Here is a 24,871-nt window from a genome sequence, read left to right on the forward strand (position 1 = left end):
GGGTCAGTCGCGCAGCACGTGCAGCACTTGCGAGTTGAACTCGCGCGAGTACAGCACGCCCGCTACCACGGCCGCCGCCACCGCGAAGACCAGCGGCGAGAAGAACCAGGCCAGCGCCGCGAAGGAGAAGTAGTAGGCGCGGATGCCGTCGTTGAAGGTCTCGGCCGCCATGCCCACCAGCTTGCCCGCGCGGGCCGCGACATGTTCACGGTCGGCGTGCCCCGCGGTGAAAGCCTCGGGCGCGGGCATGGACCCCAGCACGAGGGCGGCGAAGGTGTACTGCCGCATCGACCAGGTGAAGCGGAAGAAGGCGAACACGAAGATCGCCATCAGAGCGAGCACCTTGAGCTCGAACACCAGCATCGAGGTGCGCGCGGCGAACGGGATCTCCCGCACGAACTCGGCGGCCTTGTCGGTGGTGCCTAACAAGGCCAGCAGGCCGCCGATGATGATCAGCGTGGCGGAGGCGAAGAACGAAGGGCTGGACGAGAGGCTCTGGATGATGATGCCGTCCAGCACGCGCGGGTCGCGCGAGGTGGCCTGCAGCATCCAGCGCCTGCGCCAGCGGTTGGTGCTGGCCAGCAGGGTCACGCCGCTCTCGCTCGCGCGGCGCGAGTACCAGGCATAGGCCACCCACACGGCGAAGAACCAGAGGGCCGCCAGCCAGTCGGCGGCCGGGACGATGGCGAGCATCTGCATGCCCGCATGATGCATCAGGACATCGGCTCCGGCGGCGTGAACCGCGTGGGCGGCAGCGGGATGAACTCGGTCTCGCCCGGCACCGCGTCAAAGCGTTGCGCGGCCCAGTCGTCGCTGGCCTGCAGGATGCGCTCCTTGCGGCTGGACACGAAGTTCCAGTACATGTAGCGCGGGCCAACGCCCTCGCCGCCCACCACCGCCAGCCGTGCCGGGCCCGCAGCCTCGATGCGCGCATTGCGCCCCGGCTCGAGCACCAGCATGTGGTGCGGCGCCATCGGCTCGCCATCGAGCCGCAGCTCGCCCGAGATCGGATAGACCGCCAGCTCGGGCGCGAGCGGCGGCAGGTCCACCACGCCGCCGGAGAGCGCGAGATCGAGATACAAGGTCGGTGACGCCGGCTGCACCGGCGAGCGCACGCCGAGCGCTTCGCCGACCAGCACCCTCACCTGCGCGGGGCCGAACGCCACCTCGGGGATGTCGCCCGCGGGCGTGTGCTGGAAGGAGGGATCGATCTCCTCCTTGCCCTCCGGCAGCGCCACCCACAGCTGCAGGCCGTGGTTGACGAAGCTGCGCTCGCGCAGGTGCTCCGGCTTGCGCTCGGAATGCACGATGCCGCGGCCCGCCGTCATCCAGTTGATGGCGCCGGGCTCGATCAGCTGCTCGGTGCCCAGGCTGTCGCGGTGCATCATCGCGCCCTCGAACAGGTAGGTCACTGTCGCCAGGCCGATGTGCGGATGCGGGCGGACGTCGTGCTGCTCGCCCGGGTGCTCGGTCACCGGGCCGAAATGGTCGAAGAAGACGAAGGGCCCGACGCTGCGCCGGCGCGCGGCCGGCAACAGGCGGCGCACCTTGAAGCCGCCACCCAAGTCCTTCTCGTGTCCGGAGAGCTGCTGTGCGGCGGCCATCTTTTTCTCCTAGTTCTTCGCCCAGCGCGCCGCAGCCTGCGCGACGCGCTTGCCGAACTCGAGGGCGAACCGGAGGTCGCCTTCGAACATTTCCCGCGGCGACGCGTCCGAGGGCGACACCGAAGCGGCGCCGCTCCACACGCCCAGCCAGTTGAGGTCGTCCCGCGTGGCGGCCTTGGTGTTGGCGGGCATCATGCCCGTGCCCACCCACACGCCGCCGTGCTGCATGGCCAGGGTGATGAAGTAGTTGAGCGTGCTCAGCTTGTCGCCCACCGTGCTGGCGCTGTTGGTGAAGCCGGCGAACAGCTTGTCCTTCCAGGCCGAGGCGTACCAGGGCCTGGACGAGGCGTCCGCGAACTTCTTGAACTGCCAGCTCGGGCCGCCCATGTAGGTGGGCGATCCGAAGACGATCGCGTCCGCCGCGGCCAGTTGCTCCCACGCGCCTTCGGGCAGGTTGCCTTCGGCGTCGATGGCGATCAGCTGGGCGCCCGCGCCCTCGGCCACGGCTTGCGCCTGGCGCTGCGTGTGGCCGTAGCCGGAGTGGTAGACGACTGCGATGTTGGCCATGGCGGCTCGGTTCTCGTGACGGGCAGTAAGGTGAACGGTCAGGCCGGGCGCCGGCGCTGGAGCCGACGCCCGCGCGGGATCAGCGGCGCTTGCGGCCGTCCAGGCTCCAGCCACCGGGGCCGAAGGCATAGACGTAGAGCAGGCCGCCGACGACGGCGAGGTTCTTCCAGAAGGCCTGCTTCTGCATCATCTGCTGCGCTTCGGGCATGGCCCAGAAGTTGTGGAAGAGGGGCGTGATCACGGCGACGAAGATGGCCAGGCCCAGCGCGGCCCAGCGAGCCTGCCAGCCGACCAGCAGCAGCAGGCCCAGGCCGAGCTCGACGAGGATGGCCAGCGCGGCCGCCAGCTCGGGCATCGGCAAGCCCTTGGACGCGATGTAGCCGGCCGTGCCGGCGAAGCCGGCGATCTTGGCGTAGCCCGCGGGAACGAAAAGCCAGGCCAGCAGGATGCGGCCCACCAGGCTGGCGGCGTCCTGCGTTCCGGACGTGGTGCCGACCGCGGCAGGGCTGCCGTAAGTGTTGGGACTGGTGGTGCTCATGTGTTGCTTCTCCTGTTTGCGAATGATGGGAAAGGTTGGAAGACGGCCCGCGCGAGCGGGTTCCGCCGGATGGGTTCAGGGCTCCAGGTCGAACACCAGCACTTCGGCGTCGCGGCCCTGGCGCACCTGCACCCGGGTCTCATTGTCGAGCAGGGCGGCGTCTCCCGTGCGCAGGGTCTTGCCGTTCACTTCAAGTTCGCCGCGCACCAGGTGGACATAGCCCTTGCGGCCGCTGGCCAACTGCAGCTCGGCGGATTCATCGCCGTCGAACAGCCCGGCGTACAGCCGCGCGTTGGCGTGGATCTTGACCGAGCCTTCCGCCGCGTCGGGCGAAGCGACCAGGCGCAGGCGGCCGCGCTTCTCGGTGTCGGCAAACGTCTTCTGCTCGTAGCCCGGCGGGATGCCGCGCACGCTGGGCTCGATCCAGATCTGCAGGAAGTGCGTGGTCTGCCCGTCCGCGTGGTTGAACTCGCTGTGCTGCACGCCGGTGCCGGCGCTCATCCGCTGCACGTCGCCAGGCGGGATGCCCTTGACGTTGCCCATGCTGTCCTTGTGCGCGAGGTTGCCCTCCAGCACGTAGCTGATGATCTCCATGTCGCGGTGGCCGTGCGTGCCGAAGCCGGTGCCCGGGGCGATGCGGTCCTCGTTGATCACGCGCAGGTTGCCCCAGCCCATGTGCTGCGCGTCGTAGTAGTTGGCGAATGAAAAGCTGTGGTACGAGTTGAGCCAGCCGTGGTCGGCATGGCCGCGTTCCTGGGACTTGCGAAGGGTCAGCATCGTTTCGCTCCTTTGCGTGTTTCGTTCGCGATGGAGTCACTGTAGGTGGCGCACAGCCGCCGGGCCGTGCCGCGCTTTGATGGCATCATTCAAAAAAATTGAACGACGCCGATGCCCGCCACCGCCCGCGATGTCCTCACGCCCGACGCGCTGTCGCTGCTGCAGACGGTGGCCCGCGCCGGCAGCTTCGCCGGGGCCGCGCGCGAACTCGGCCTGGTGCCCAGCGCCGTCACCTATCGCGTGCGCCAGATCGAGGACGCGCTCGACGCGCTGCTGTTCGACCGCGCTTCGCGCCAAGCCCGGCTCACCGACGCCGGCGCCGAACTGCTGCGCGAAGGCGAGCGCCTGCTCGGCGAAGTCGATGCGGTCGCCAGCCGCGTGCGGCGCGTCGCCACCGGCTGGGAATCGCAGCTCACGATCGCGGTCGACGCCATCATTTCCTGCGGGACGGTGATGGAACTCGCCGATGCCTTCTTCGAGGTGGCGCCGCACACGCGGCTGCGGCTGCGCGACGAGGCCCTGTCCGGCACGCTGGCGGCGCTCACGTCCGGCGGCGCCGACCTGGCGCTCGGCGTCGCGTTGCTGGAGCAAGGCACGGCGGCCGGACTGCACGCCCGCACGCTCGGCGAGATCGATTTCGTCTTCGCCGTGGCGCCCCACCATCCGCTGGCTGCGATGCCCGAGCCGGTCAGCGACGAGATGATCCACAAGCACCGGGCCGTGGCGGTGGCCGACTCGGTCCAGAACGGCACCGGTCTCACGCTCGGATTGCTGGCCGGGCAGGCCGTGTTCACCGTGCCCACCATGGTGGCCAAGCTCGATGCGCAGCTGCGCGGGCTGGGGGTGGGCTTCCTGCCCGAGCCCATGGCGCGCCCCTACGTCGAAACCGGCCGCCTGGTCGCCAAGCGGGTGGAGCGTGCGCCGCGCGTGGTGCGACCGAGTTACGCGTGGCGCGAGACCGGCCCGCTCGGGCCGGGCCGCGGCCTGCAGTGGTGGCTGAAACAGCTGGAGAGCCCGGCCACGCGCAAGGCGCTGCTGGACCGCCATGCCAGCGCGCTCGTGGGCTGATGCCACAATCGCCCGCGATGCCCACCACCCGCACGACGAAGAATCCCGGACCCCGCCGCTACGCCATCGTCGGCGCAGGCCTGGCAGGCATCACCTGCGCCCGCACGCTGCGGCAGGCCGGGCACGAAGTGATGCTGCTGGAGCAGGCCGGCACCGTGGGCGGCCGCATGACCAGCCGGCAGAGCGCCTTCGGCACTTTCGATGCGGGCGCCCAGTACTTCACCGTGCGCGACGAACGCTTCCGCCGCGCGCTGGACACGGGGCCGCACTCGTTCGAGCGCTGGGTCGCGAACTCGGTGCGGGTGCTCGATCCGCTCGGCCGCGTGGCCGAAGCCGCGCGGCCCACGCCCGAAGCGCACTGGGTCGGCGTGCCTGCGATGGACGCATTGCCGCGCCAATGGGTCGAGCCCCTGGCCGCCGAAGGCTGCATCGAACTGGACACGGCGGTCGACCGCGTCGAGCCCGACGCCATCGATCCCCGCCGCTGGCAGCTGCGAACCACGAGCGCACAGGATGCGCTGCACGTGCACCCCGGCTTCGATGCCGTGGTGCTGGCGATTCCCGCCGCGCAGGCCGCGGCGCTGCTGGAGCGCTCGCGCCTGGCGCCCGCGTTCGTGCAGCGGCTGCGCGGCGTCGACATCGCGCCCTGCTGGACGCTGATGCTGGCCTTCCCGCAGGCGCTGCAGCCGGGGCTGACGCACCTCGGCCCGCAATGGAACGCGGCGTCGAGCACGCACCACCGCATCGCCTGGCTGGCGCGCGAATCGTCCAAGCCGGGCCGCCGCCCGATCGAGCGCTGGACCGTGCAGGCCAGCCCGGCCTGGTCCAACGAACACCTGGGCGACGACGAACAGCGCATCGAAGCCAAGCTGCTCAAGGCCTTCGCCGAAGTCACCGGCATCCGCGCGCAGCCGTCGCACACCGAGGTGCGGCGCTGGCGGTATGCCAAGACGCTGGCGCCGCTCGGCCGGTCGCACCTGTGGGATCCGCAGATCGGCCTGGGCGCCTGCGGGGACTGGTGCCTGGGCCACCGCGTCGAGCACGCGTTCGTCTCCGGGCTGGAGCTGGCGCTCGCCGCCGCCTGAGAGCCCGGCGTGGGTGCGCCGTACCGCGGGCGCTTCGCCCCTTCTCCGACAGGTCCGCTGCATGCGGGATCTCTCGTCGCCGCATTGGCCAGCTGGCTCGATGCGCGGCGCAACGGCGGCACGTGGCTGGTGCGGATCGAGGACGTGGACACGCCGCGCTGCGTTCCCGGCGCGGACCGGCTGATCCTCGACCAGCTCGCACGTTGCGGCTTGCACGCGGATGAACCGCCCCTGTGGCAGTCGGCGCGAAGCACGATGTACCGCCAGGCGCTCGACAGGCTGATCGCCGATGGCCAGGCCTATCCCTGCGCCTGCTCGCGCAAGGACATCGAGGAAGCGCTGGCGTTGCAAGGCCGGCCGCGCGTTCGCGGCCGCGAAGCGCCCTACCCCGGCACCTGCCGCAACGGGCTGCACGGCCGGCCGGCGCGCGCATGGCGCTTGCGAGTGCCGGACGGCATCGTGCGCTGGCAGGACCGGCGGCTCGGGCCGCAGCAGCAGGACGTGGCGAGCGAAGTGGGCGACTTCGTCCTGCTGCGCGCCGATGGCCTGTGGGCGTACCAGATCGCGGTGGTGGTGGACGATGCCGGGCAAGGCATCACGAGCGTCGTGCGCGGCGAGGACCTGGCGGACAACACCGCGCGGCAGTTGCTGCTGCAGCGCGCGTTGGGCGTGCCGGCGCCGTCGTACCTGCACACGCCGCTGGTGCTGGGGGCCAACGGCGAGAAGTTGTCGAAGCAGAACGGCGCGCACGCGCTCGACCTGTCGGATGCGCTGCGCACGTTGAATGAAGCGGCTGCCGTGCTCGGCTTGCCGCCGCAGGCCGGCACCGTTGCGGACGCGTTGACGGCGTGGGTGAGGCAGTGGCCCTTCCTACAATCCGCGGGTGACTGAACCCGGCAAGCCCCCCGCCTCCGGCGCGCCCGAAGGCGTGCCGCATCCCCGAGCCATCCGCAGCTTCGTGCGCCGCACCGGCCGCACGACGACGGGACAGGCGCGCGCATTCGAGCAGCTCGGGCCCCGGTACCTGCTGCCCTACCAGCCCGAGCCCCTGGATCTCGCCGCCGCATTCGGCCGTGAGGCGCCCACGATCCTGGAGATCGGCTTCGGCATGGGCGAGGCCACCGCCCACATCGCGGGGCTGATGCCGGAAAAGAACTTCCTGTGCTGCGAGGTGCACGACCCCGGCGTCGGCGCGCTGCTCAAGCGCATCGGCGAGCAGGGCCTGTCGAACATCCGCATCGTGCAGCACGACGCGGTCGAGGTCCTGGACCGCATGCTGCGCCCGCAGTCGCTGGATGGCGTCCACGTCTTCTTTCCCGATCCCTGGCACAAGCTGCGGCACCACAAGCGCCGGCTGATCCAGCCGCCGCTGGTGGCAAAGCTTGCGGACAGGCTGCGGCCTGGCGGCTACCTGCACTGCGCAACCGATTGGGAGCCGTATGCGCAGCAGATGCTGGAGGTCCTGGCGGCCGAACCCCTGTTGCGCAACACGGCCGAAGGCTTTGCGCCGAAACCCGCCTACCGCCCGCCGACCAAGTTCGAGAACCGCGGCCTGCGGCTCGGACACGGTGTGTGGGACGTGGTGTTCGTGCGCCGGTCCGCCTGAGACCTGCCGCACGGGGGCTCGATCATTCGAGCTTGCGGTCCTCGCGCTTGGCCTTCTCCATCGCCTCGGGCTCCAGCTCCTCGGCGGAGCGGTTCAGGTGGATGAAGGCGCCCCAGGCGCCGAGCAGCAGTGCGGTCGACGCCAGCAGCGCAGCCGCGTAGACCAGCTGGCCCAGGTCCTCTCGAATCGCCTTGAAGGTCGCGACCAGGCCTTCGATGGCCAGCGCCACCACGACGACGACCACGAAGCGGGACAGGAAGCGCCGCACGCGCGTCGGTGCGCTGATGTGCACTGCGCGAACGATCTCTTCCTCGGCGATCGTCTGGGAAATTTGCAGGGCCACCACGGCGGCGGCGAGCAGGCCGATCGCCTCGATCACGATTTGCGCCGACGCATACCCGAAGTCTTCGGAGAGCGCGACAGCGGCGACCCGGACCGCGGTCAGCATGAGGATGATGGCCGCGCCCGCAAACAGGGCGGCGATCACGCCATGGATCGCCGAGAAGAAGCGGGCAATGAGGTGCATACAAGGCCGAGCTTAGCGCCCGGCGCGGCCGCGTGGGGCGGCGGAACAACTCATCCGGGCAGCGGCCTCGGTGCCGCCCAGCCCGCGCTGTCAGGCCTTCAGTTCCCGCGCCGAGATCTGGTAGCGGAAATCATCCGGCGCATACGAGTCGAAGCGGCCCTGCGCGTCTTCGGCCACCGGGTACATCAGGAATCCGAGCCGGCCGTGACGGGAACCGGGCAGCGCGACGTCGTGCGCGGTGTTGTACGCGACCCAGTTGCCTTCCCAGCCGCCGTAGAGGCCCCGGTACACCGGCGCGACGACCGGATGCTGCACGGTCTTGATCCACTCGCGCGTTTCCTGCCGCATCACCTTGGCGACGTCGGCCGGGTCCGTCGCCACCCAGCCGTGCGCGTGCAGGTACACCTCGGCGCGGCAGTGCTGCGCGCCCTTGAGGCTGGCCGGATTGCTGCCGAGTTCGCGGTAGCCGAAGGCCGAGGGCGCGAGCCGCAGGCCGTAGACGTCGCGCGCCGGCACGCCAACGGCGCGGCACAGTCCGACGAACAACGCGTTGATGTCCGCGCACTTGCCGCCCAGGTTGCCGGTCTCCAGCATCGTCCTGATGTCGCCTTCGCCGCAGCCGCGCACGGTGGGTTCGCGCCAGGAGTTGCTCACGACCCAGTCGTAGAGGGCGCACCTTGTCGGCGTCGGTGCGCGCATCGCCGATGGCCTGGCGCGCGGTGTCGCGCACGATGCCGTCCGTGGGAATCAGCGAGGTCGCGCGCAGAGCGTGCGCCAGCGTGGCCGCGTCTTCGCGCGCCGGGGCGCGGGACGACCAGTCCACCGCCCGGTCGCGCGTCTGCACGCGGGTGGTGAGCTCCACGAAAGGCTGGGTGGTCGATGCGTCGAACGACACGCGCAGGATGCGCGCGCCGTCCACGCCGTCGGCCACTCGCTCGGCCCGGCCGTTGCTGCTGATGCGGCTTTCCAGCGAACGCTGCCAGTCCGTGTCGACCGAGGGCACCGGCAGCCAGACCTGCGTGGCGCCCTGGGCGAGCGCCGGCTCGACGCGCGTGACCAGCTCGAAGCTGCGCCAGCCCGCGGGCTGCGGCGCGAAGCGGCGCTCCTGCGCAAGCGCTGGAAGAGGAGCAATGGCCGCAGCGGCGGCGGTGAGAACGAATTCGCGACGGTTGTTCATTGCCAGAGTCCTTCGACCAGCTTGCCGGCGGGCGCGCTGCTCCAGTCGTATTCACCACGCACGCGCCACTTCGCGCGGCCCTTCTCATCGAAACCGAACGTGGTCGGGAACGTCTTGACCCCCCATGCCGCGGCGCCCTCGCCCATCGCGTCGAACAGCACCGGCCGGGCCCAGCCCGCCGCCTTCATGTAGCGCTGCACGGTGGCAGGACGCTCCTTGTAGTTCACCAGCAGCAGCGACAGCTTGTCGCCATAGAGCTCGGTGAGCTGCAGCAGCAGCGGCATCTCGGCGCGGCAGGGCGGGCACCAGGTGGCCCAGAAGTTGACGATGGTGGCGCGCCCCGGCGTGGGCACAGGGAGCTTCACGGCGTCGAGCGTGGGAGCCTGGAACGGCGGCAGCGCCCCGGGCGACCTCTCGATCTCCGCGGCGCGAACCGCCGGCAGCGCGAGGGCTGCCGCCGCGCCGAACAGCACGCGGCGCCGGATCACGCCCGGTCCGCCACCCATTGCTGCACCGACTTCAGCGCCGTCGGCAGCTTGCTCGCGTCGGTGCCGCCGGCCATGGCCAGGTCCGGCTTGCCGCCGCCCTTGCCGCCGACCTGCTGCGCCACGAAGTTCACCAGGTCGCCGGCCTTGACCTGGCCCATGCGGTCGGCCGTCACGCCGGCCGCGAGCTGCACCTTGCCGCCGTCGACCGCCGCCAGCACGATCGCCGCCGTCTTGAGCTTGTCCTTGAGCTTGTCCATGGTGTCGCGCAGCGTCTTGGCGTCCGCGCCGTTCAGCGTGGCGGCCAGCACCTTCATGCCCTTGACGTCCACGGCCTGGCTGGCCAGCTCGTCGCCTTGCGACGACGCCAGCTTGCCCTTGAGCTGCGCCACTTCCTTCTCGAGCGAGCGCACCTGGTCGAGCACCTGGCCGATGCGCGCCTGCAGCTCGGGGACGGGCGCCTTGAGCGCGGCCGCGGCGCTCTGCACGGTCGACTCGACCTGCTGCAGGTAGGCGAGCGCATTCGCACCCGTCACCGCTTCGACACGGCGGATGCCCGCGGCCACGCCGCCTTCGCTGACGATCTTGAACAGGCCGATGTCGCCGGTGCGCTGCACGTGCGTGCCGCCGCACAGCTCGCGGCTGGAGCCGATGTCCAGCACCCGCACCGAGTCGCCGTACTTCTCGCCGAAGAGCATCACGGCGCCGGTGGCCTTGGCCGAATCGATGTCCATCACGCGGGCCTGCGTGGGCCGGTTCTCCAGGATCTCCTGGTTCACGCGCCGCTCGATCTCGCGGACCTGGTCCTCGGTGACGGGCTGGTTGTGGGTGAAGTCGAAGCGCGTCTTGTCGGCGTCGACCAGCGAGCCCTTCTGCTGCACGTGGGTGCCGAGCACTTCGCGCAGCGCCTTGTGCATCAGGTGCGTGACGCTGTGGTTGCGCATGGTGGCCTGGCGGCGGACCGTGTCCACTTTCGCCATCACCTTGTCGCCGACCTTCAACCGCCCCTGCGCCACCGCGCCGTGGTGGCCGTACACGTCGGCCTTGATCTTCTGCGTGTCCTCGACACCGAACTGCACGCCCTCGGCCGTGAGCACGCCGCAGTCGCCCACCTGGCCGCCGCTCTCGGCATAGAACGGCGTGGTGTCCAGCACGACGACGCCCTGCTCGCCTTCGGAGAGCTGCTGCACCGGCGTGCCGTCCTTGTAGAGGGCGACGACCTGCGCCGGCTCCTCCAGCTTCTCGTAGCCGGTGAACGGATGGCCGGAGCCGGTGTACTCGAGCACGCGGTCCATCTTGAACTTGCCGGCCGCGCGGCCCGCGGCCTTCTGCTTGTCCATGGCGGCGTCGAAGCCGGCCACGTCCACCGTCACGCCGCGCTCGCGGCAGACGTCCTGCGTCAGGTCCAGCGGGAAGCCGTAGGTGTCGTGCAGCTTGAACGCGACCTCGCCGGGCAGGACCGTCGCGGAAGCATCGTGGCCCGGCAGGGGCGGCGTGTCTGGCCTGCCGTTGCCGTTGCCGATCGACGCCTCGAGGATCTCCATCCCGGTTTCCAGTGTCTCGAAGAAGCGCTCCTCCTCGGCCTTGAGCACCTCGGTGATGCGCTTCTCCTCCGCCTTCAGCCGCGGATACGCCTCGCCCATCAGCCTCACCAGGTCGGGCACCAGCTTGTGGAAGAACGGCGTCTTGCGGCCCAGCTTGTAGCCGTGGCGGATGCCACGTCGCACGATGCGCCGCTGCACGTAGCCGCGGCCTTCGTTGCTGGGGATCACGCCGTCGCTCACCAGGAACGCGGTGGCGCGGACGTGGTCGGCGATCACGCGCAGCGACGGGTTCTCGAGGTCCTTGATGCCGGTCTCGCGCGCCGCGGCCTTGATCAGCGCGTCGAACAGGTCGATCTCGTAGTTGCTGTGCACGTGCTGCAGCACGGCGGCCAGGCGCTCCAGGCCCATGCCGGTGTCCACGCAGGGCGCGGGCAGCTTCTTCACGCTGCCGTCCGGCTGCATGTCGAACTGCATGAACACGTGGTTCCAGATCTCGATGTAGCGGTCGCCGTCCGCGTCAGGCGATCCGGGCGGGCCGCCTGCGATGCCAGGGCCGTGGTCGTAGAAGATCTCCGAACAGGGACCGCAGGGGCCGGTGTCGGCCATCATCCAGAAGTTGTCGCTCGCGTAGCGGGCGCCCTTGTTGTCTCCGATGCGCACGACGCGCTCGGCGGGCAGGCCGATCTCCCGGGTCCAGATGTCGTAAGCCTCGTCGTCCTCCTGGTACACCGTGGCCCAGAGCCTGTCCTTGGGCAGCTTGTAGACCTCGGTCAGCAGCTCCCAGCCCCACTTGAGCGATTCGCGCTTGAAGTAGTCGCCGAAGCTCCAGTTGCCCAGCATCTCGAAGAAGGTGTGGTGCCGCGCCGTGTAGCCCACGTTCTCCAGGTCGTTGTGCTTGCCGCCGGCGCGCAGGCACGCCTGCACCGAAGCCGCGCGCACATACGGCCGCTTGTCGGTGCCGAGGAACACGTCCTTGAACTGCACCATCCCGGAGTTGGTGAACATCAGCGTCGGGTCGTTGCCCGGCACGAGCGGGCTGGACTCGACCACCGTGTGGCCCTTGCTGGCGAAGAAGTCCAGGAAGGTCTTGCGGATTTCGGCGACGGTGGCGGGCGGCTTGGAGGAAGGCATGGCGGTCGGGGTGGGCTGCGGGCGCTTCACCCGGAGCGGAAAGGGGCCCGCGCACGCGCGCGGGCGAAGCTCGGGATTATAGGTTTCGAGCCTTCTCCCGCCCTTGGACAGGGCCGCGTCAGGCCGGCGCGGGCGCCGGCGGCCGCGCGCTGCGCGAGAAGGCGAACAGCATCTGCGTGATGCCCGCCGCGAGCCCCACCGCCACCCCGATCCGCCAGGCCAGCGTGTAATTGCCCAGCGCGTCGTACAGCAGGCCGCCGCCGTACGCCCCCACGAAGCTGCCGAACTGGTGGCTGACGAACGCCACGCCGACCAGCAGCGCCTGCCACTTCAGGCCGAAGCGCTCGACGATCCAGCCGGCCACCAGCGGGCTGACGCCCAGCCACAGGAAGCCCATGACCGAGGCGAACACCAGCGTGCCCGCCGGCGTCGGCAGCGCCATGAAGTACCAGACCAGGGTGAGGGAGCGCAGCGTGTAGATCAGCCCGAGCAGCAGCAGCTTGTTCCAGCGCCCGCCGGCCCAGCCGAAGAACAGGCTGCCCAGCACGTTGAATGCGCCGATGCAGCCCAGCGCCTGCGCGCTGAGCATCGGGTCCATGCCGCAGATCTCCAGGTAGGCCGGCAGGTGCGTGGTCAGGAAGATCAGCTGCATGCCGCAGACGAAATACGCGATGGCCATGACGACGAAGGGCAGGCTGCGGAACGCGTCGCGAAGCGCGGCCCCGGCGCTTGCGTCCGAAGCCGCCGCGGGCGCGGGCGGCGCCGCATCGCCCTTGCTCGCCATCCAGGCCGCCGGCAGCATCACCAGCGCCATGACGGCGAACCCGGCCAGGCCGATGCGCCAGCCCTGCGCCTGCATCAGCAACTGGCCCACGGGCGCGGCGATCATCGCGCCCAGCGAACCCGCCGCCGAGACGATGCCCAGCACGGTGCTGCGCACGGCGGGCGGCACGGCGCGGGCGGCCACCGCCATCGCCAGGGCCGGCCCGGTGCAGGACATCGCCAGGCCGATCGCCAGGCCGGCGCCCACGACGACCGGCAGCAGCCCGTTGGCCCCGGCAAGCAGCACGAGCCCGCCCAGGTACACCACGCCGCCGGCGATCATCAGCGGCCGGTAGCCCACGCGGACGGCCAGCACGCCGGCGAAAGGTTGCAGGAACCCCCACGCGAGGTTCTGCACGGCGATGGCGAGCGTGAAGTCCGCGACCTGGATGCCGACGTCGCGCGTCAGGTTCGGCATGAAGATGCCCAGGCTTTGCCGCAGGCCCATGGCCAGGCTCAGCATCAGCGACGCCCCGATCAGGATCGGGAAGACGGGGCGCAGCGCGGTCAAGCGGCTCATGCAAGCTCCTTGGGTGACCGCCAGTCTAGGTGGAGGCTGATGCCGGACTACCATTGCCGCCTTCCTGCTGCAGCCGGAGACAACGACATGGACATGAAGACCTCCCCCCTCGCCCTGCTGAACGACGCCACGCTGCTCAAGACGGACGCCCTCATCGACGGCGAATGGCTCAAGGGCCCCGCCCGCTTCGACGTGCACGACCCGGCCACCGGGCAGAAGCTGGCCGACGTCGCCAACCTCGGTCCGAAGGAGGCCGAGCAGGCGATCGCCGCGGCCAACGCCGCCTGGCCCGCGTGGCGCTTGAAGACGGGCAAGGAGCGCAGCATCCTGCTGCGCAGATGGTTCGACCTGCTGATGGCGAACCAGGAAGACCTGGGCCGGCTCATGACCGCCGAGCAGGGCAAGCCCTTCCCCGAAGCGAAGGGCGAGGTGGCCTATGGCGCCAGCTTCGTCGAGTGGTTCGCCGAGGAAGCCAAGCGCGTCAACGGCGAGACGCTGCCGCAGTTCGACAACAACCGCCGCCTGATGGTGATCCGCCAGCCGATCGGCGTGTGCGCGGCCATCACGCCGTGGAACTTCCCGCTGGCCATGATCACGCGCAAGGTCGCGCCGGCGCTCGCGGCCGGCTGCCCCGTGGTCATCAAGCCGGCCGAGCTGACGCCGCTGACCGCGCTGGCCGCCGCCGAGCTGGCCGTGCGCGCCGGCATCCCGCCGGGCGTTCTCAACGTGCTGACGGCCGATGGCCCCAACAGCATCGCAGTCGGCAAGGTGTTCTGCGCCAGCGACACGGTGCGGCACATCAGCTTCACCGGCTCGACCGAAGTCGGCCGCATCCTGATGGCCCAGAGCGCGCCCACCATCAAGAAGCTGAGCCTGGAGCTGGGCGGCAACGCGCCCTTCATCGTGTTCGACGACGCCGACATCGACTCGGCCGTCGAAGGCGCCATCGCCAGCAAGTACCGCAACGCCGGCCAGACCTGCGTGTGCGCCAACCGGATCTATGTGCAGGACGGCGTGTACGACGCCTTCGTCGAGAAGTTCTCCGCGAAGGTCAAGGGCATGAAGGTCGGCAACGGCTTCGAGGATGGCGTGGTGCAGGGGCCGCTGATCGAGCCGGCCGCGCTGGACAAGGTGCAGCGCCACGTGGAAGACGCGAAGGCCAAGGGCGGCAAGGTCGTGGTGGGCGGCGCGAAGCTGCAGGGCCAGTTCTTCCAGCCGACGGTGATCTCCGAAGCCAAGGGCGACATGCTCTGCGCGAAGGAGGAAACGTTCGGCCCGCTGGCGCCGGTCTTCCGTTTCACGACCGAGCAGGAAGCGATCGATGCGGCGAACAACACCGAGTTCGGCCTGGCCAGCTACTTCTACAGCCGCGATGTGGGACGCATCTTCCGCGTGAGCGAAGCGCTGGAGTACGGCATGGTCGGCATCAATGTCGGCATCATCGCGACCGAACACGTGCCTTTCGGCGGCGTCAAGCAGTCGGGGCTGGGCCGCGAAGGCTCGCACCACGGCATGGACGAGTACCTGGAGATCAAGTACCTGTGCCTGGGCGACGTGCTCAAGTGATGAGCCGCGCTCGCTGACTCATCGGGGCACAACAGCCGGGAACGGGCCTTCTCAGCCGTTCGCCTGATGAAGCGGCCTCCTACACCGGTCGCTGTCCTGCGCCGACCTTGGCCGTTTCCGGGCCGGGAGAAATTGCTCCGCATCGTTTGAACTCCGGAGTCTTCCCATGCCCACCGCCATCTCAGATTGGAGCACCGCGATGATGACGTCGCTGGGAGCTGCCCTGGCCATGTTCCTGTCGGCGATACCGAAGATCATCGGCTTCGCCATCATCCTCATCGTCGGCTGGCTGCTTTCGTCGCTGGTCGAGAAGGGGGTCGCGGCGCTGCTGCGCGCCGTGCGCTTCAACGACCTCGCGGCCAAGTCGGGCTTCGCGGGTTTCGTGAGCAAGATGAACTCGGGCCCGCAGGCGGAGACAGCGGGCGCCCATGGTGGGCAGAGATCGCAGGCGATGGACCCGGCCGGGATGATCGGCCTGGTCGCCAAGTGGTTCATCCGCCTGATCGCGGCCGTGGTGGCATTCGATGCGCTGGGCCTGCCCGCCGTGTCGGAAGTGCTTCGTGAGCTCCTGCTGTGGCTGCCCAACGTGATCGTGGCGCTGGTGGTGCTGGTGATCGGCGGCCTGGCCGCCCGTGCGCTGAGCAACCTGGTGCGCGGCGCCGCCGGTGAAGCGGGCCTCTCCAACGCCAACCTGCTGGCCAAGGTGGCCTCGGCGCTGGTGTGGTCCTTCGCGATCGTGGTGGCCGTCAACCAGATCGGCATCGCGACTGCACTCGTGAACACCCTGTTCATGGCCTTCGTCGGCGCCATCGCGCTGGGCCTCGGCCTCGCCTTCGGCCTGGGCGGCCGTGAGACCGCCGGCCAGATCGTGAGCAAGTGGTACGGCAAGGCCCAGGAGAACGCTCCGAAGCTCGCGCACGCGGCCGAGGCCGGCGGGGAGATTGCGCGCAGCCAGGCCGCGGGTGCCGCCAGCACCCTCCAGGGCGGCAGCGGCGGTGGCTACCAGGGCGGCGGCTCCTCCGGCGGCGGCTCGACCGGTGGTGGCGGCTACGGCGGCGGTTCGACCGGTGGTTCGAGCGGTGGCTACGGCGGCGGCTCCAGCGGCGGCGGCTCCGCAGGCGGCAACTATCCGTCTTCGGGTGGCGGGCGATCCAGCGCCAGCGGCCCGCAGTACCCGACGGACGACGGCCCGCGCGGCGGCTCGGGCGCCGGCGCGCAGGAAGGCCGCGACCAGATGTACCCCACGCCTTCTTCGCCGCGGCATCCTTCCGAAAGCTGACCGCGAGCGCGGCCCGCGCAGGCCGCATCCACCCGAGACAACGGCGCCGCTGGCGCCGTTTCCATTCGCACCGTTCCAGGAAGCAGAACGGAAGCCGCCGGTCAGCATGCCAAGCGACGCTACACTGGCTGCGACGGTGCGAGCCCCTCGCCCAGAACAAGAAGCAAGAATGCGATGGACCTTTCCGATGCCTCTTTCCAGCGGCTGATCGATCTCGTCTACGAGGCCGTGGAGCACCCCGACCGCTGGCGGCGCTTCTACGAGGAACTGCAGCCGGCGATCGGCGTGAAGTCGGTCCACATGCTGGCCCTGGACAAGCGCCACGGCACCTTGTCGTACAGCGACGGCGCCAACCTGCCGGTGCAGGGCGAACTGGCGTACATGCAGCACTACCGCACGCTGGACCCGCGGCTGCCCGTGATCCTGGAGCGCGCGCCCGCGGAGTGGACCCACTGCCACGAGATCCTGGACGAGTCGGTGGTGGCGCGCCATCCCTTCTACCAGGAGTTCCTGCTGCCCTACGACCGGCGCTACATGAGCGCCACCAAGCTGGTCGACACGCCCGACGCCACCATCATTCTGGCCACCCTCAGCGGCCAGTCGCAGGGGCCGCTGACAGCCGAGGCCGTGCGCTTCGTGGACCGGCTGATGCCGCACCTGCAGCGCGCATGCCGCATCGGCCTGCAGAACTTCGTCTATTCCAGCCAGGCGCTGGTGGGCCACATGCTGGTGAACAAGCTGCGGCAGCCGGTGATCCTGATGACGTCGGGCGGGCACGTCATGCACAGCAACGAGGCCGCGCGCGACCTCTTGCGGTCCACGAAGCTCGTGGCGGTGGAAGACGGCCGCTTGCGCCTGCCCTCGCCGCACCTGCAGCAGCTGCTGGAAGGCTGCGCGACGCTGGAACAGGCGTTCAAGACGGCCCAGGCCGGGTCTGCTGAATCGGGAGGCACGCACGAGGCTTCGGGTTCCCAGTTCCGCTCGCTGCGCATCACCGAGGGGCCGCGCGCGGGCGATGCGCTCTACGCCTTCTACAGCCTGCTGCTGCCCGGAAGCGTGATGGGCACCTTCGGCCTGCGGCCGGTGGTGATGCTTCTCTTCTACCACCCGTCGTCGGCGCCGCCGATCGACTCCGGCCTGCTGTACGCCGTGTTCGGCCTCACGCCCGCCGAATGCCGCATCGCGACGATGCTGGCCGAAGGACTCTCGCTCAAGCAGATCGCCGACGCGCAGGGCACGCAGCACGAAACCGTGCGCAAGCAGCTGCGCTCGATCTACCAGAAGACCTCCACCAACCGGCAGCCGGAACTGGTGCGCCTGCTGCTGCACCTGCCGCACAACGCCGTGCAGGACTGACGGATCCGCGCCGCAGTTACCCCAAACGGGGAATGGATGCGGCGCCCGCTTTCGACCATCCTCGCGCCCTGGCGTTGCGACACGCTTCGTAACCCTGGCAACCTGCAGCTACAAGCGAAGCAGGCAGTTCGAACTAACCGAGGACGAAGATGAGGTTGAAAGCACTAGGTTTGACGTTGATGGCCGTCTCGGTCGCGGCGATGGTCGCGGCTTGCGGCGGCGGCGGTGGCGGTGGCGGCGATTCCGCGCAACCGGGTGTGCAGCTGTCCGGGGTGGCAGCCACCGGCCTGGCCCTGGCGAACAGCTCCGTCGACGTGAAGTGCGCGTCCGGCACCGGCACGGCGACCACCAACGCTTCCGGCGCCTACACGGTGGCGGTGGTGAACGGGGCGCTGCCCTGCCTGGTGAAGGTGACCGGCACGGCGGACGGCGCGGAAGTGACGTTGCACTCCCTGGCCGAGGCGGGCACCGCCAGCGGCAGCACGACCACTGCGACGGCGAACGTGACGCCGCTGACGGAAATGATCCTGGCGCAGCTGGCCGGCACGGTGCCCACCAGCTTCTTCGAGAGCTTCGGCTCCGGCACCACGGTCACGGCGGCGCAACTGCAGGCCGCCACCACGACGGTGCTTGCGGCACTGAAGGACGCCACCGGCATCGACCTGGCCGCCGACCCGTTCAAGTCGGACCTCGTCCCGGCGACTGCCACCACCGCGGGCAATGCTTACGACGACGCGCTCGAGGCCCTCAAGGCCAAGGTGCCGCTGCAATCGTTGCCGCTGGTCGTGACGCAGATCGCCAGCACGGCCGTCACCTCCGGCACGACGACCGCCCCGCTCACCCTGGCTGACGTGATGGCCGGCGTGAACGCGGGCGGCTCGGCCACCTGCCCCACCGCCCTCAGCGGCAAGTACCGGGTCATCGAGTACACCGGCCTCGTGCAGGAAGTGCAGATCGACTTCGGCCGCAACGTGGTGATCGACGGCGCGGACGAAATCCCCTTCACGCCGAGCGCCCAGCCGTGCGAGTTCAGCATCGGCTCGGGGCCCACGGCGACCCGGATCGGTTTCGGCCCCAGCGGCGTCGGCGCGCTGCAGGACGACGGAACCATCGCTTACCTCGTTCCGGTGCAGGCGCACCCGCTTTCCGCGTTCACGGGGGAGTGGAACTACGTCGAGAGCGGCATTCGGGAAGACGACAACCCGGTGCATTTCCTGGGCAAGTTCACCTTCGCCGCCACGGGCGCGGGCGTGGAATGCGGCTACCGGAACGAGGACACCGGCGCCCTCTCCGCCACATGCGAGCAGGACAATGTGCTGCCTTCGATCAGCGCGACGTCCGACGGTGGCGCTGCGCTGGCCTACGGCGATACGCCCGGCGTGATGTACGGCTATCGCGCCCCGAACGGCAACTTCTTTGCGTTCGGCTCGACCAACGCGTCCGGCACGGGCACGACCGGCAGCATGCGCACCCACTTCATCATGCACAAACCCTCGCCGTGGGTCGCCCCGGCGGTTGGCGCCGTATCGAAGTACTGGGACTTCGCGATGCTGCCCACCTCCGCCGGGCTGGCGCCATCCTCCGCGGCTGACTCGAGCACGGTCAACAGCGTCTCCGGCAACACGGTGCAGCGCACCCGCGCCTCCGACAGCCGGGTGGACACGTTGAGCCTGAACGACCCTCTTCCCGGCGTGCGCACGAGGATCGGTCCCTCCACGTTGGCCGTGCAGCACCAGATCCAGCTGGGCGGCCTCGGCGTGACGGTGACCTTCAACGGCGAGGGCGAGCCGCACCTGTACGCCGCGAGCCTCGGTCGTCCCTGACACCGGCCTGCTCGACGAGAAAAGGCCCCGCTTCGGCGGGGCCATTTTTCTTGTATCCGGGCGCAAGCGGCTGGGCCACGCATGCGTGGAGAGTCCCCGCGCCTGCTCTGCGGCGCGCGCGACCTGCTCCTACACCGCGCTGCCGGATGCGTTGCTACTTTGGATGCAGCCCCTGCGGAGGTGGCGGCGCCAACATCCCATGAAGATCGCCCAGGTCGCCCCGCTCTACGAAAGCGTCCCGCCGCGCGCGTATGGCGGAACCGAGCGTGTCGTGCACTACCTGACCGAAGCGCTGATCGACCTCGGCCATGAGGTCACGCTGTTCGCCAGCGGCGACTCCCGCACACGCGCGCGGCTCGTGCCGGTGATCGACCGCGCGCTGAGGCTGCACCGTGGCAAGCCCGACCCGGTGATCTGGCACACGCTGATGGTCGACCGCGTGCGCGAGCTGTCCCGCAATTTCGACGTCATCCACTTCCACATGGACGTGCTGCACCTGCCCTTCGCCGTGCGCTGCGAAAAGCCGAGCCTGACCACGCTGCACGGACGGCTGGACCTGCCGGACCTGCAGCCGCTGTTCCGCCAGTTCCGGCAGCATCCGCTGGTGTCGATCTCGTGGGCCCAGCGCGCGCCGCTGCCCGGCGCCAACTGGCTGGGGACCGTGCACCATGGGCTGCCGCTGGACCTGTACGACTTCCATCCACAGGCGCAGGACTACTTCGCGTTCGTGGGCCGCATCTCGCCCGAGAAGCGCTGCGACCGCGCCATCGAGATCGCGGTGGCGTGCGACACGCCGCTGCGCATCGCGGCCAAGGTCGACGACGCCGACCGCGCCTACTGGGAAAGGGAGATCGAGCCGATGCTGGACCACCCGCTCGTCACGTTCATCGGCGAGATCGGCGATCGCGAGAAGAACACCTTCATCGGCAACGCACGCGCCCTGCTGGCGCCGATCGACTGGCCCGAACCTTTCGGCCTGGTGATCATCGAGGCGCTGGCCTGCGGCACGCCGGTCATCGCGTACGGCCACGGCTCGGTGCCGGAGCTGCTGGACGACGGCATCACCGGCTTCATCGTGCACGACCAGCGGCAGGCGATCGAGGCGGCGCGCAACGTGCACCGCATCGACCGGCGCGCCTGCCGCGAGCAGTTCGAGCGCCGCTTCGCCGCGCCGGTGATGGCGGACGCGTACGCGAAGCTGTACCGGCGGCTGTGCGCTTCGCGGCTGGCCGCCTGAGGCGAGGAACCGGATGACCGAGAAGAAGATCCAGGTCGGCGACAAGTGGTACGTGCTGGCGACGTTCGCGCGCCCCGACGAGCAGCCGCAGACCATCAAGCGCGACCACTCCTTCGCGATGTTCGATCGCCTCGGCGACATCTCGGCGCTCGCGCCCTGCCAGGAGGGCCTGTACCACGAGGACACGCGCTACCTCTCGTACCAGGAACTCACGATCAACGGCGCGCGCCCGCTGTACCTGGGCTCGTCGGTGCAGGAGGCCAACAGCCTGCTGGCCATCGACCTGATGAACCCGGACCTGGCCGAACGCGGGGAGGTCGTGCTGCCCAAGGGCGAGCTGCACCTGTTCCGCGCCAAGCTGCTGTGGCAGGGCGCGTGCTACGAGCACCTGCGCGTGAGCCACCACGGCAGCCGGCCGGCGCACGTGCGCATCGAACTCGCTTTCGACGCGGACTTCGTCGACCTGTTCGAGGTTCGCGGCATGCAGCGGCAGCGCCACGGCGAACGCCTGCCGCCGCAGCTGACGGCCGACACGGTCACCCTGCCCTACCGCGGCCTCGATGCCGCGCAGCGCCGCACCCGCCTGCGCTTCGATCCGCCGCCGCACGCACTGGAGCCGCACCGCGCGCGCTTCGACGTGCGGCTGGACCCCGGGGAGGAGCGCCACTTCTACTTCACCGTCGCCTGCGAACGCGAGGGCGATCCTCCCCCTGCGCTGGTCGACTATCTCACCGCCTTCCGCGCCAACAACGCGGCCCGCCGCGAGCTCGTGGAAGCCTCGTGCCACCTGCGCACGTCCAACCCGCTGGCCAACCTGTGGCTGGACCGCTCGGTGTCGGACCTGGCGATGCTCACCACGCGGCTGCGCACCGGCCCCTATCCGTTCGCCGGCGTGCCCTGGTACTCCACCACCTTCGGCCGCGACGGCATCCTCACCGCGCTGGAATACCTGTGGCTGGACCCATCGCTGGCGCGCGGCGTGCTGGAGTTCCTGGCCGACACGCAGGCCACGGCTTCCGACGCGGCGCGCGACGCCGAGCCCGGCAAGATCCTGCACGAGGCGCGATCCAGCGAGATGGCGCGCACGCGCGAGATCCCGTTCGGCCGCTACTACGGCACGGTGGACGCGACGCCGCTGTTCCTGGTGCTGGCCGGCGCGTACTGGCAGCGCACCGCCGACGCCGCCACCGTGCAGCGGCTGTGGCCCAACCTGATGGCGGCGCTCGGCTGGATCGACGGCCATGGCGATGCGGACGGCGACGGCTTCGTCGAGTACGCGCGCAAGAGCGCCGACGGCCTGACGCAGCAGGGCTGGAAGGACTCGCACGATTCGGTGTTCCATCGCGACGGCCGCTCTGCCGAGGCGCCGATCGCGCTGTGCGAGGTGCAGGGCTACGTCTACCAGGGCAAGCTGGCGATGTCGCAGATGGCCAGGGCTTTCGGCGACGAGGTGCTCGCGCTGCGACTGGCCCAGGAGGCGGAGAACCTGCGGGTGCGGTTCCAGTCCGCGTTCTGGTCGCCGGAGCGCGGCAGCTACGCGCTGGCGCTGGACGGCGACAAGCGCCGCTGCGAAGTGCTGGCCTCCAACGTCGGGCATTGCCTGTGGAGCGGCATCGCGGCGGACGACCACGCCCAGCGCATCGCCGACGCGCTGCTCGGCCCTGCGTTCTTCAGCGGCTGGGGCGTGCGCACCGTCGCCGAGGGCGAGGCCCGCTACAACCCGATGTCGTACCACAACGGATCGATCTGGCCGCACGACAACGCCATCGCCGCCATGGGGCTCGCGCGCTATGGGCGGACCGAGGACGCGATGCGCCTGCTGGCCGCGATGTTCGAATCGAGCCTGCACTTCGACCTGCACCGCCTGCCCGAGTTGTTCTGCGGTTTCCCGCGCCGCCACGACGCCGGGCCGACGCTGTACCCGGTGGCGTGCTCACCGCAAGCCTGGGCCGCGGCCGCGCCCTTCGCCGTGCTGCAGGCCTGCCTGGGGCTGTCGTTCGAGGGCGAGACCAAGGACGTCTGCCTGCGCACGCCGCGCCTGCCCGGCTTCATCGACTGGCTGCGCATCGAGCGGCTCGGCCTGCCCGGTGCGAGTTGCGACCTCCTGCTCACGCGGCATGAGCGCAGCGTGGGCGTGGAGGTGCTGAGAAAGGATGCCGGGGTGAATGTGCGGGTGGTGGCCTAGGCGCCCACTTCCCCGCTGCCGGCCGCGCTCACTGGGCCTTGATGTTCCGCTGCTTGATCAGCTTGCCGAGCACCTCGTGCTCGCGCCGCAGCATGCCCGCGAACTCCGACTGCGAGCTCATCACGGGTTCGGCGTTGAGCTCATTCAGCCGCGCGAGCACGTCGGGCGCCTTCATCACCTTGCCGAATTCGGTGGCGATGCGCGAGACCACCGCGGGTGGCGTGCCGGCCGGCACGAAAAGGCCGGTCCACTGCTGCGGCTTGAATTGGGGGAAGCCCGCTTCGGCGAAGGTGGGCACGTTGGGCATCGCCGCCGAGCGCTTGTCGCTCGTGACGGCCAGCGCCTTGATCTTGCCGCCCGCGACCTGCGGCGCCGCGAGGGTCGCGGAGATCAGCATCACCTGAACGTGGCCGCCGATCAGGTCGGTCATGGCCGGGCCGCCGCCCTTGTAGGCGACGTGCGGCATCTCGATGCCGGCCAGGTCCTTGAACACCTCGAAGTAGAGGTGGTTGCTGGTGCCGATGCCGGGGCTCGCGTAGCTGATCTTGCCCGTGCTGGCCTTGGCGTGGCTCACGAAGTCCTTGAGCGAATTCGCCGGCACGTCGTTGTTGACCACCATCACCAGCGGGATGCGCGCCAGCATCCCGACCGGCGTGAGGTCCTTGAAAGCGTCGTAGCCGAGGTTGGGCACCAGGTGCGGGTTGGCCGGCACGCTGTCGGCGCTGAGCAGCAGCGTGTGGCCATCCGGGGCCGACTTGGCCAGCAGGCCCTCGGCGACCGTGCCGCCGGCGCCGGGCCGGTTCTCGATCACGACCGGCTGACCGGCCGCCTCCTGCAACCGAGGCTGGAGGGCGCGTGCGATCAGGTCGGTCAGGCCGCCGGGTGCGAAGCTGACGAGGATCCGGATCGGCTTGGCGGGCCACTCCTGGGCGAAGGCAGAGGGCGCTGCGACTGCCGCACAGGCGGCCGCCGCGGTGCCCGCCAGCAGGCGGCGCAGAAAAGCGCGTTTGAGCATGGTGTTTCCTGTAAGTTGTGCCGCCCCCGAAACCGGGCGGCCAAGCTTGTCCATGTAGTGGACAACTGTTTCCATTTTCGGCACGCTGTGGCCTGTGTCAATCCGGTGCGGCCGCGCCGACTACCTAGAACTTTCATGGAACAGGACACCGAAGAGAAATCCCCTGCGCTGCAGGACAAGGCGGAGGGCGTCCGGGCAGTCGAGCGCGCCCTGGACGTGCTGGCGGCCTTCTCGCCGGGCGAGAACGAGTTGCTCGTGTCCGACCTGCTCAAGCGCGTGGGCCTGAGCCGGCCCACGCTGTACCGGCTGCTGCACACCCTCGAGAAGAAAGGCTTCGTCGCCTCGTCCGGCGAGCCGCAGCGGTTCCGCCTCGGGCCCGCCGTGGCACGCCTGGCCCATGTCTGGAGCGCCAGCCTGGACCTGACCGAGGTCGCGCGGCCGGTGATGCTGGAAGCCTGGTCCTTCACCAACGAGACCGTCGCGCTGTTCGTGCCGCGCGGCGACATGCGGCTGTGCGTCGCCGAGATGCAGAGCGCGCAACCGCTGAGCTTCCGGCGCGGGGTCGGCTACAGCGAGCGCCTGGTGCGTGGCGCCAGCGGCCGCGCGATCCTCGCGTTCACGCCCCTCGCGCCGGGGCAGCTGGAGGCCTACGCCGCGGGGACCTCGACCGACTTCGGCTGGCTGCGCGAGCAGCTCGAACTGACGCGCGAGCGTGGCTACGCCATGGGCCACAACGAACTCATCCAGGGCGCGTACGCCGTGGCCGCGCCCTTCTTCGACAGCACGGGTGGCGTGGCCGGATCGCTGGGCGTGTTCGGGCCGGACGTGCGCCTCACCGAGGCGCGGATCCACGAGTTCGGGCACTACCTGCGCGGGCTGGCCGCCCGTCTTTCCGAGACTTTGGGCGGCGGCCGCCGCGCTTGACCCTCTCCGACGCACGTCCATACAATGGACAAGATA

At 69.9% G+C, this 24,871-nt stretch carries 22 protein-coding genes; 11 read left to right on the forward strand and 11 right to left on the reverse strand.

The window, feature by feature from the left end; translation table 11 throughout:
• Nucleotides 1-3: 3 nt before the first annotated feature.
• From EZ313_RS12770 to EZ313_RS12790, 5 genes are all read right to left on the reverse strand, one after another.
• Nucleotides 4-699, reverse strand: a complete 696-nt coding sequence (locus EZ313_RS12770; protein WP_135263681.1) for a DUF599 domain-containing protein — start codon at nt 697-699, stop codon at nt 4-6.
• A 14-nt stretch (nt 700-713) separates the two neighbouring features.
• Complete coding sequence (locus EZ313_RS12775) at nt 714-1,604, reverse strand: pirin family protein (RefSeq protein WP_135263682.1); 891 nt, start codon at nt 1,602-1,604, stop codon at nt 714-716.
• A 9-nt stretch (nt 1,605-1,613) separates the two neighbouring features.
• Nucleotides 1,614-2,171 (reverse strand): flavodoxin family protein, encoded by a 558-nt coding sequence (locus EZ313_RS12780; RefSeq protein ID WP_135263683.1) that lies wholly within the window; start codon nt 2,169-2,171, stop codon nt 1,614-1,616.
• Nucleotides 2,172-2,250: 79 nt separating this feature from the next.
• Nucleotides 2,251-2,709, reverse strand: a complete 459-nt coding sequence (locus EZ313_RS12785; protein ID WP_135263684.1) for a DoxX family protein — start codon at nt 2,707-2,709, stop codon at nt 2,251-2,253.
• Between the two features lie 75 nt (nt 2,710-2,784).
• Nucleotides 2,785-3,486, reverse strand: a complete 702-nt coding sequence (locus EZ313_RS12790) for a pirin family protein (protein ID WP_135263685.1) — start codon at nt 3,484-3,486, stop codon at nt 2,785-2,787.
• Nucleotides 3,487-3,597: 111 nt separating this feature from the next.
• On the opposite strand from EZ313_RS12790, the gene EZ313_RS12795 reads away from it, so the two are divergent.
• Genes EZ313_RS12795 through trmB form a run of 4 tightly spaced genes read left to right on the forward strand, consistent with a single transcriptional unit; the run spans nt 3,598 to nt 7,245 of the window.
• Nucleotides 3,598-4,554 carry a LysR family transcriptional regulator gene (locus EZ313_RS12795; RefSeq protein ID WP_135263686.1) on the forward strand — a complete coding sequence of 319 codons (957 nt, stop codon included), beginning with the start codon at nt 3,598-3,600 and terminating at the stop codon, nt 4,552-4,554.
• 17 nt (nt 4,555-4,571) lie between these two features.
• The gene (locus EZ313_RS12800; protein WP_240788641.1) at nt 4,572-5,639 is read left to right on the forward strand and encodes an NAD(P)/FAD-dependent oxidoreductase; all 1,068 of its coding nucleotides are present in this window, start codon (nt 4,572-4,574) and stop codon (nt 5,637-5,639) included.
• A gap of 9 nt (nt 5,640-5,648) precedes the next feature.
• A complete protein-coding gene (gluQRS, locus tag EZ313_RS12805; protein WP_135263688.1) occupies nt 5,649-6,530 on the forward strand; it encodes a tRNA glutamyl-Q(34) synthetase GluQRS in 882 nt (293 codons plus the stop codon).
• A complete protein-coding gene (gene trmB, locus EZ313_RS12810) occupies nt 6,523-7,245 on the forward strand; it encodes a tRNA (guanosine(46)-N7)-methyltransferase TrmB (protein WP_135263689.1) in 723 nt (240 codons plus the stop codon). Before gluQRS ends, trmB begins: the two co-directional genes overlap by 8 nt.
• A 22-nt stretch (nt 7,246-7,267) precedes the next feature.
• Here trmB and EZ313_RS12815 read toward each other — a convergent pair whose 3' ends face one another.
• The 5 genes from EZ313_RS12815 to EZ313_RS12835 all read right to left on the reverse strand — a co-directional run bounded on the left by EZ313_RS12815 (nt 7,268) and on the right by EZ313_RS12835 (nt 13,450).
• Nucleotides 7,268-7,771 carry a hypothetical protein gene (locus EZ313_RS12815; RefSeq protein ID WP_135263690.1) on the reverse strand — a complete coding sequence of 168 codons (504 nt, stop codon included), beginning with the start codon at nt 7,769-7,771 and terminating at the stop codon, nt 7,268-7,270.
• A gap of 90 nt (nt 7,772-7,861) precedes the next feature.
• Nucleotides 7,862-8,425, reverse strand: coding sequence for a transglutaminase-like domain-containing protein (locus EZ313_RS23765; RefSeq protein ID WP_338106311.1), 564 nt, complete (start codon nt 8,423-8,425; stop codon nt 7,862-7,864).
• A 519-nt stretch (nt 8,426-8,944) separates the two neighbouring features.
• On the reverse strand, nt 8,945-9,454 hold the full coding sequence (locus EZ313_RS12825) for a TlpA family protein disulfide reductase (protein ID WP_135263691.1): 510 nt from the start codon (nt 9,452-9,454) through the stop codon (nt 8,945-8,947).
• Nucleotides 9,433-12,108 carry an alanine--tRNA ligase gene (alaS, locus tag EZ313_RS12830; RefSeq protein ID WP_135263692.1) on the reverse strand — a complete coding sequence of 892 codons (2,676 nt, stop codon included), beginning with the start codon at nt 12,106-12,108 and terminating at the stop codon, nt 9,433-9,435. The genes EZ313_RS12825 and alaS overlap by 22 nt, the downstream gene beginning before the upstream one ends.
• Nucleotides 12,109-12,226: 118 nt before the next feature.
• A complete protein-coding gene (locus EZ313_RS12835) occupies nt 12,227-13,450 on the reverse strand; it encodes an MFS transporter (protein WP_240788642.1) in 1,224 nt (407 codons plus the stop codon).
• Between the two features lie 87 nt (nt 13,451-13,537).
• Here EZ313_RS12835 and EZ313_RS12840 point away from each other — a divergent pair, with 87 nt between their 5' ends.
• The 6 genes from EZ313_RS12840 (at nt 13,538) to EZ313_RS12865 (ending at nt 22,896) form a co-directional block, all read left to right on the forward strand.
• Nucleotides 13,538-15,016, forward strand: coding sequence for an NAD-dependent succinate-semialdehyde dehydrogenase (locus EZ313_RS12840; RefSeq protein WP_135263693.1), 1,479 nt, complete (start codon nt 13,538-13,540; stop codon nt 15,014-15,016).
• 166 nt (nt 15,017-15,182) lie between these two features.
• Nucleotides 15,183-16,295, forward strand: a complete 1,113-nt coding sequence (locus EZ313_RS12845) for a mechanosensitive ion channel family protein (RefSeq protein WP_135263694.1) — start codon at nt 15,183-15,185, stop codon at nt 16,293-16,295.
• A 174-nt stretch (nt 16,296-16,469) separates the two neighbouring features.
• Nucleotides 16,470-17,651 (forward strand): helix-turn-helix transcriptional regulator, encoded by a 1,182-nt coding sequence (locus EZ313_RS12850; protein WP_135263695.1) that lies wholly within the window; start codon nt 16,470-16,472, stop codon nt 17,649-17,651.
• A 149-nt stretch (nt 17,652-17,800) separates the two neighbouring features.
• Nucleotides 17,801-19,474 carry a hypothetical protein gene (locus EZ313_RS12855; protein WP_205960390.1) on the forward strand — a complete coding sequence of 558 codons (1,674 nt, stop codon included), beginning with the start codon at nt 17,801-17,803 and terminating at the stop codon, nt 19,472-19,474.
• 199 nt (nt 19,475-19,673) lie between these two features.
• On the forward strand, nt 19,674-20,711 hold the full coding sequence (locus EZ313_RS12860; RefSeq protein WP_135263697.1) for a glycosyltransferase family 4 protein: 1,038 nt from the start codon (nt 19,674-19,676) through the stop codon (nt 20,709-20,711).
• Between the two features lie 13 nt (nt 20,712-20,724).
• On the forward strand, nt 20,725-22,896 hold the full coding sequence (locus tag EZ313_RS12865; protein ID WP_135263698.1) for an amylo-alpha-1,6-glucosidase: 2,172 nt from the start codon (nt 20,725-20,727) through the stop codon (nt 22,894-22,896).
• 28 nt (nt 22,897-22,924) lie between these two features.
• On the opposite strand, the gene EZ313_RS12870 is transcribed toward EZ313_RS12865, so the two are convergent.
• A complete protein-coding gene (locus EZ313_RS12870) occupies nt 22,925-23,911 on the reverse strand; it encodes a Bug family tripartite tricarboxylate transporter substrate binding protein (RefSeq protein WP_167772576.1) in 987 nt (328 codons plus the stop codon).
• Nucleotides 23,912-24,046: 135 nt separating this feature from the next.
• Here EZ313_RS12870 and EZ313_RS12875 point away from each other — a divergent pair, with 135 nt between their 5' ends.
• Entirely contained in the window at nt 24,047-24,835 is a 789-nt protein-coding gene (locus EZ313_RS12875) for an IclR family transcriptional regulator (RefSeq protein ID WP_135263700.1), read from the forward strand.
• Nucleotides 24,836-24,871 lie beyond the last annotated feature (36 nt).

The organism is Ramlibacter henchirensis (genome assembly GCF_004682015.1).
Lineage (GTDB): Bacteria > Pseudomonadota > Gammaproteobacteria > Burkholderiales > Burkholderiaceae_C > Ramlibacter > Ramlibacter henchirensis.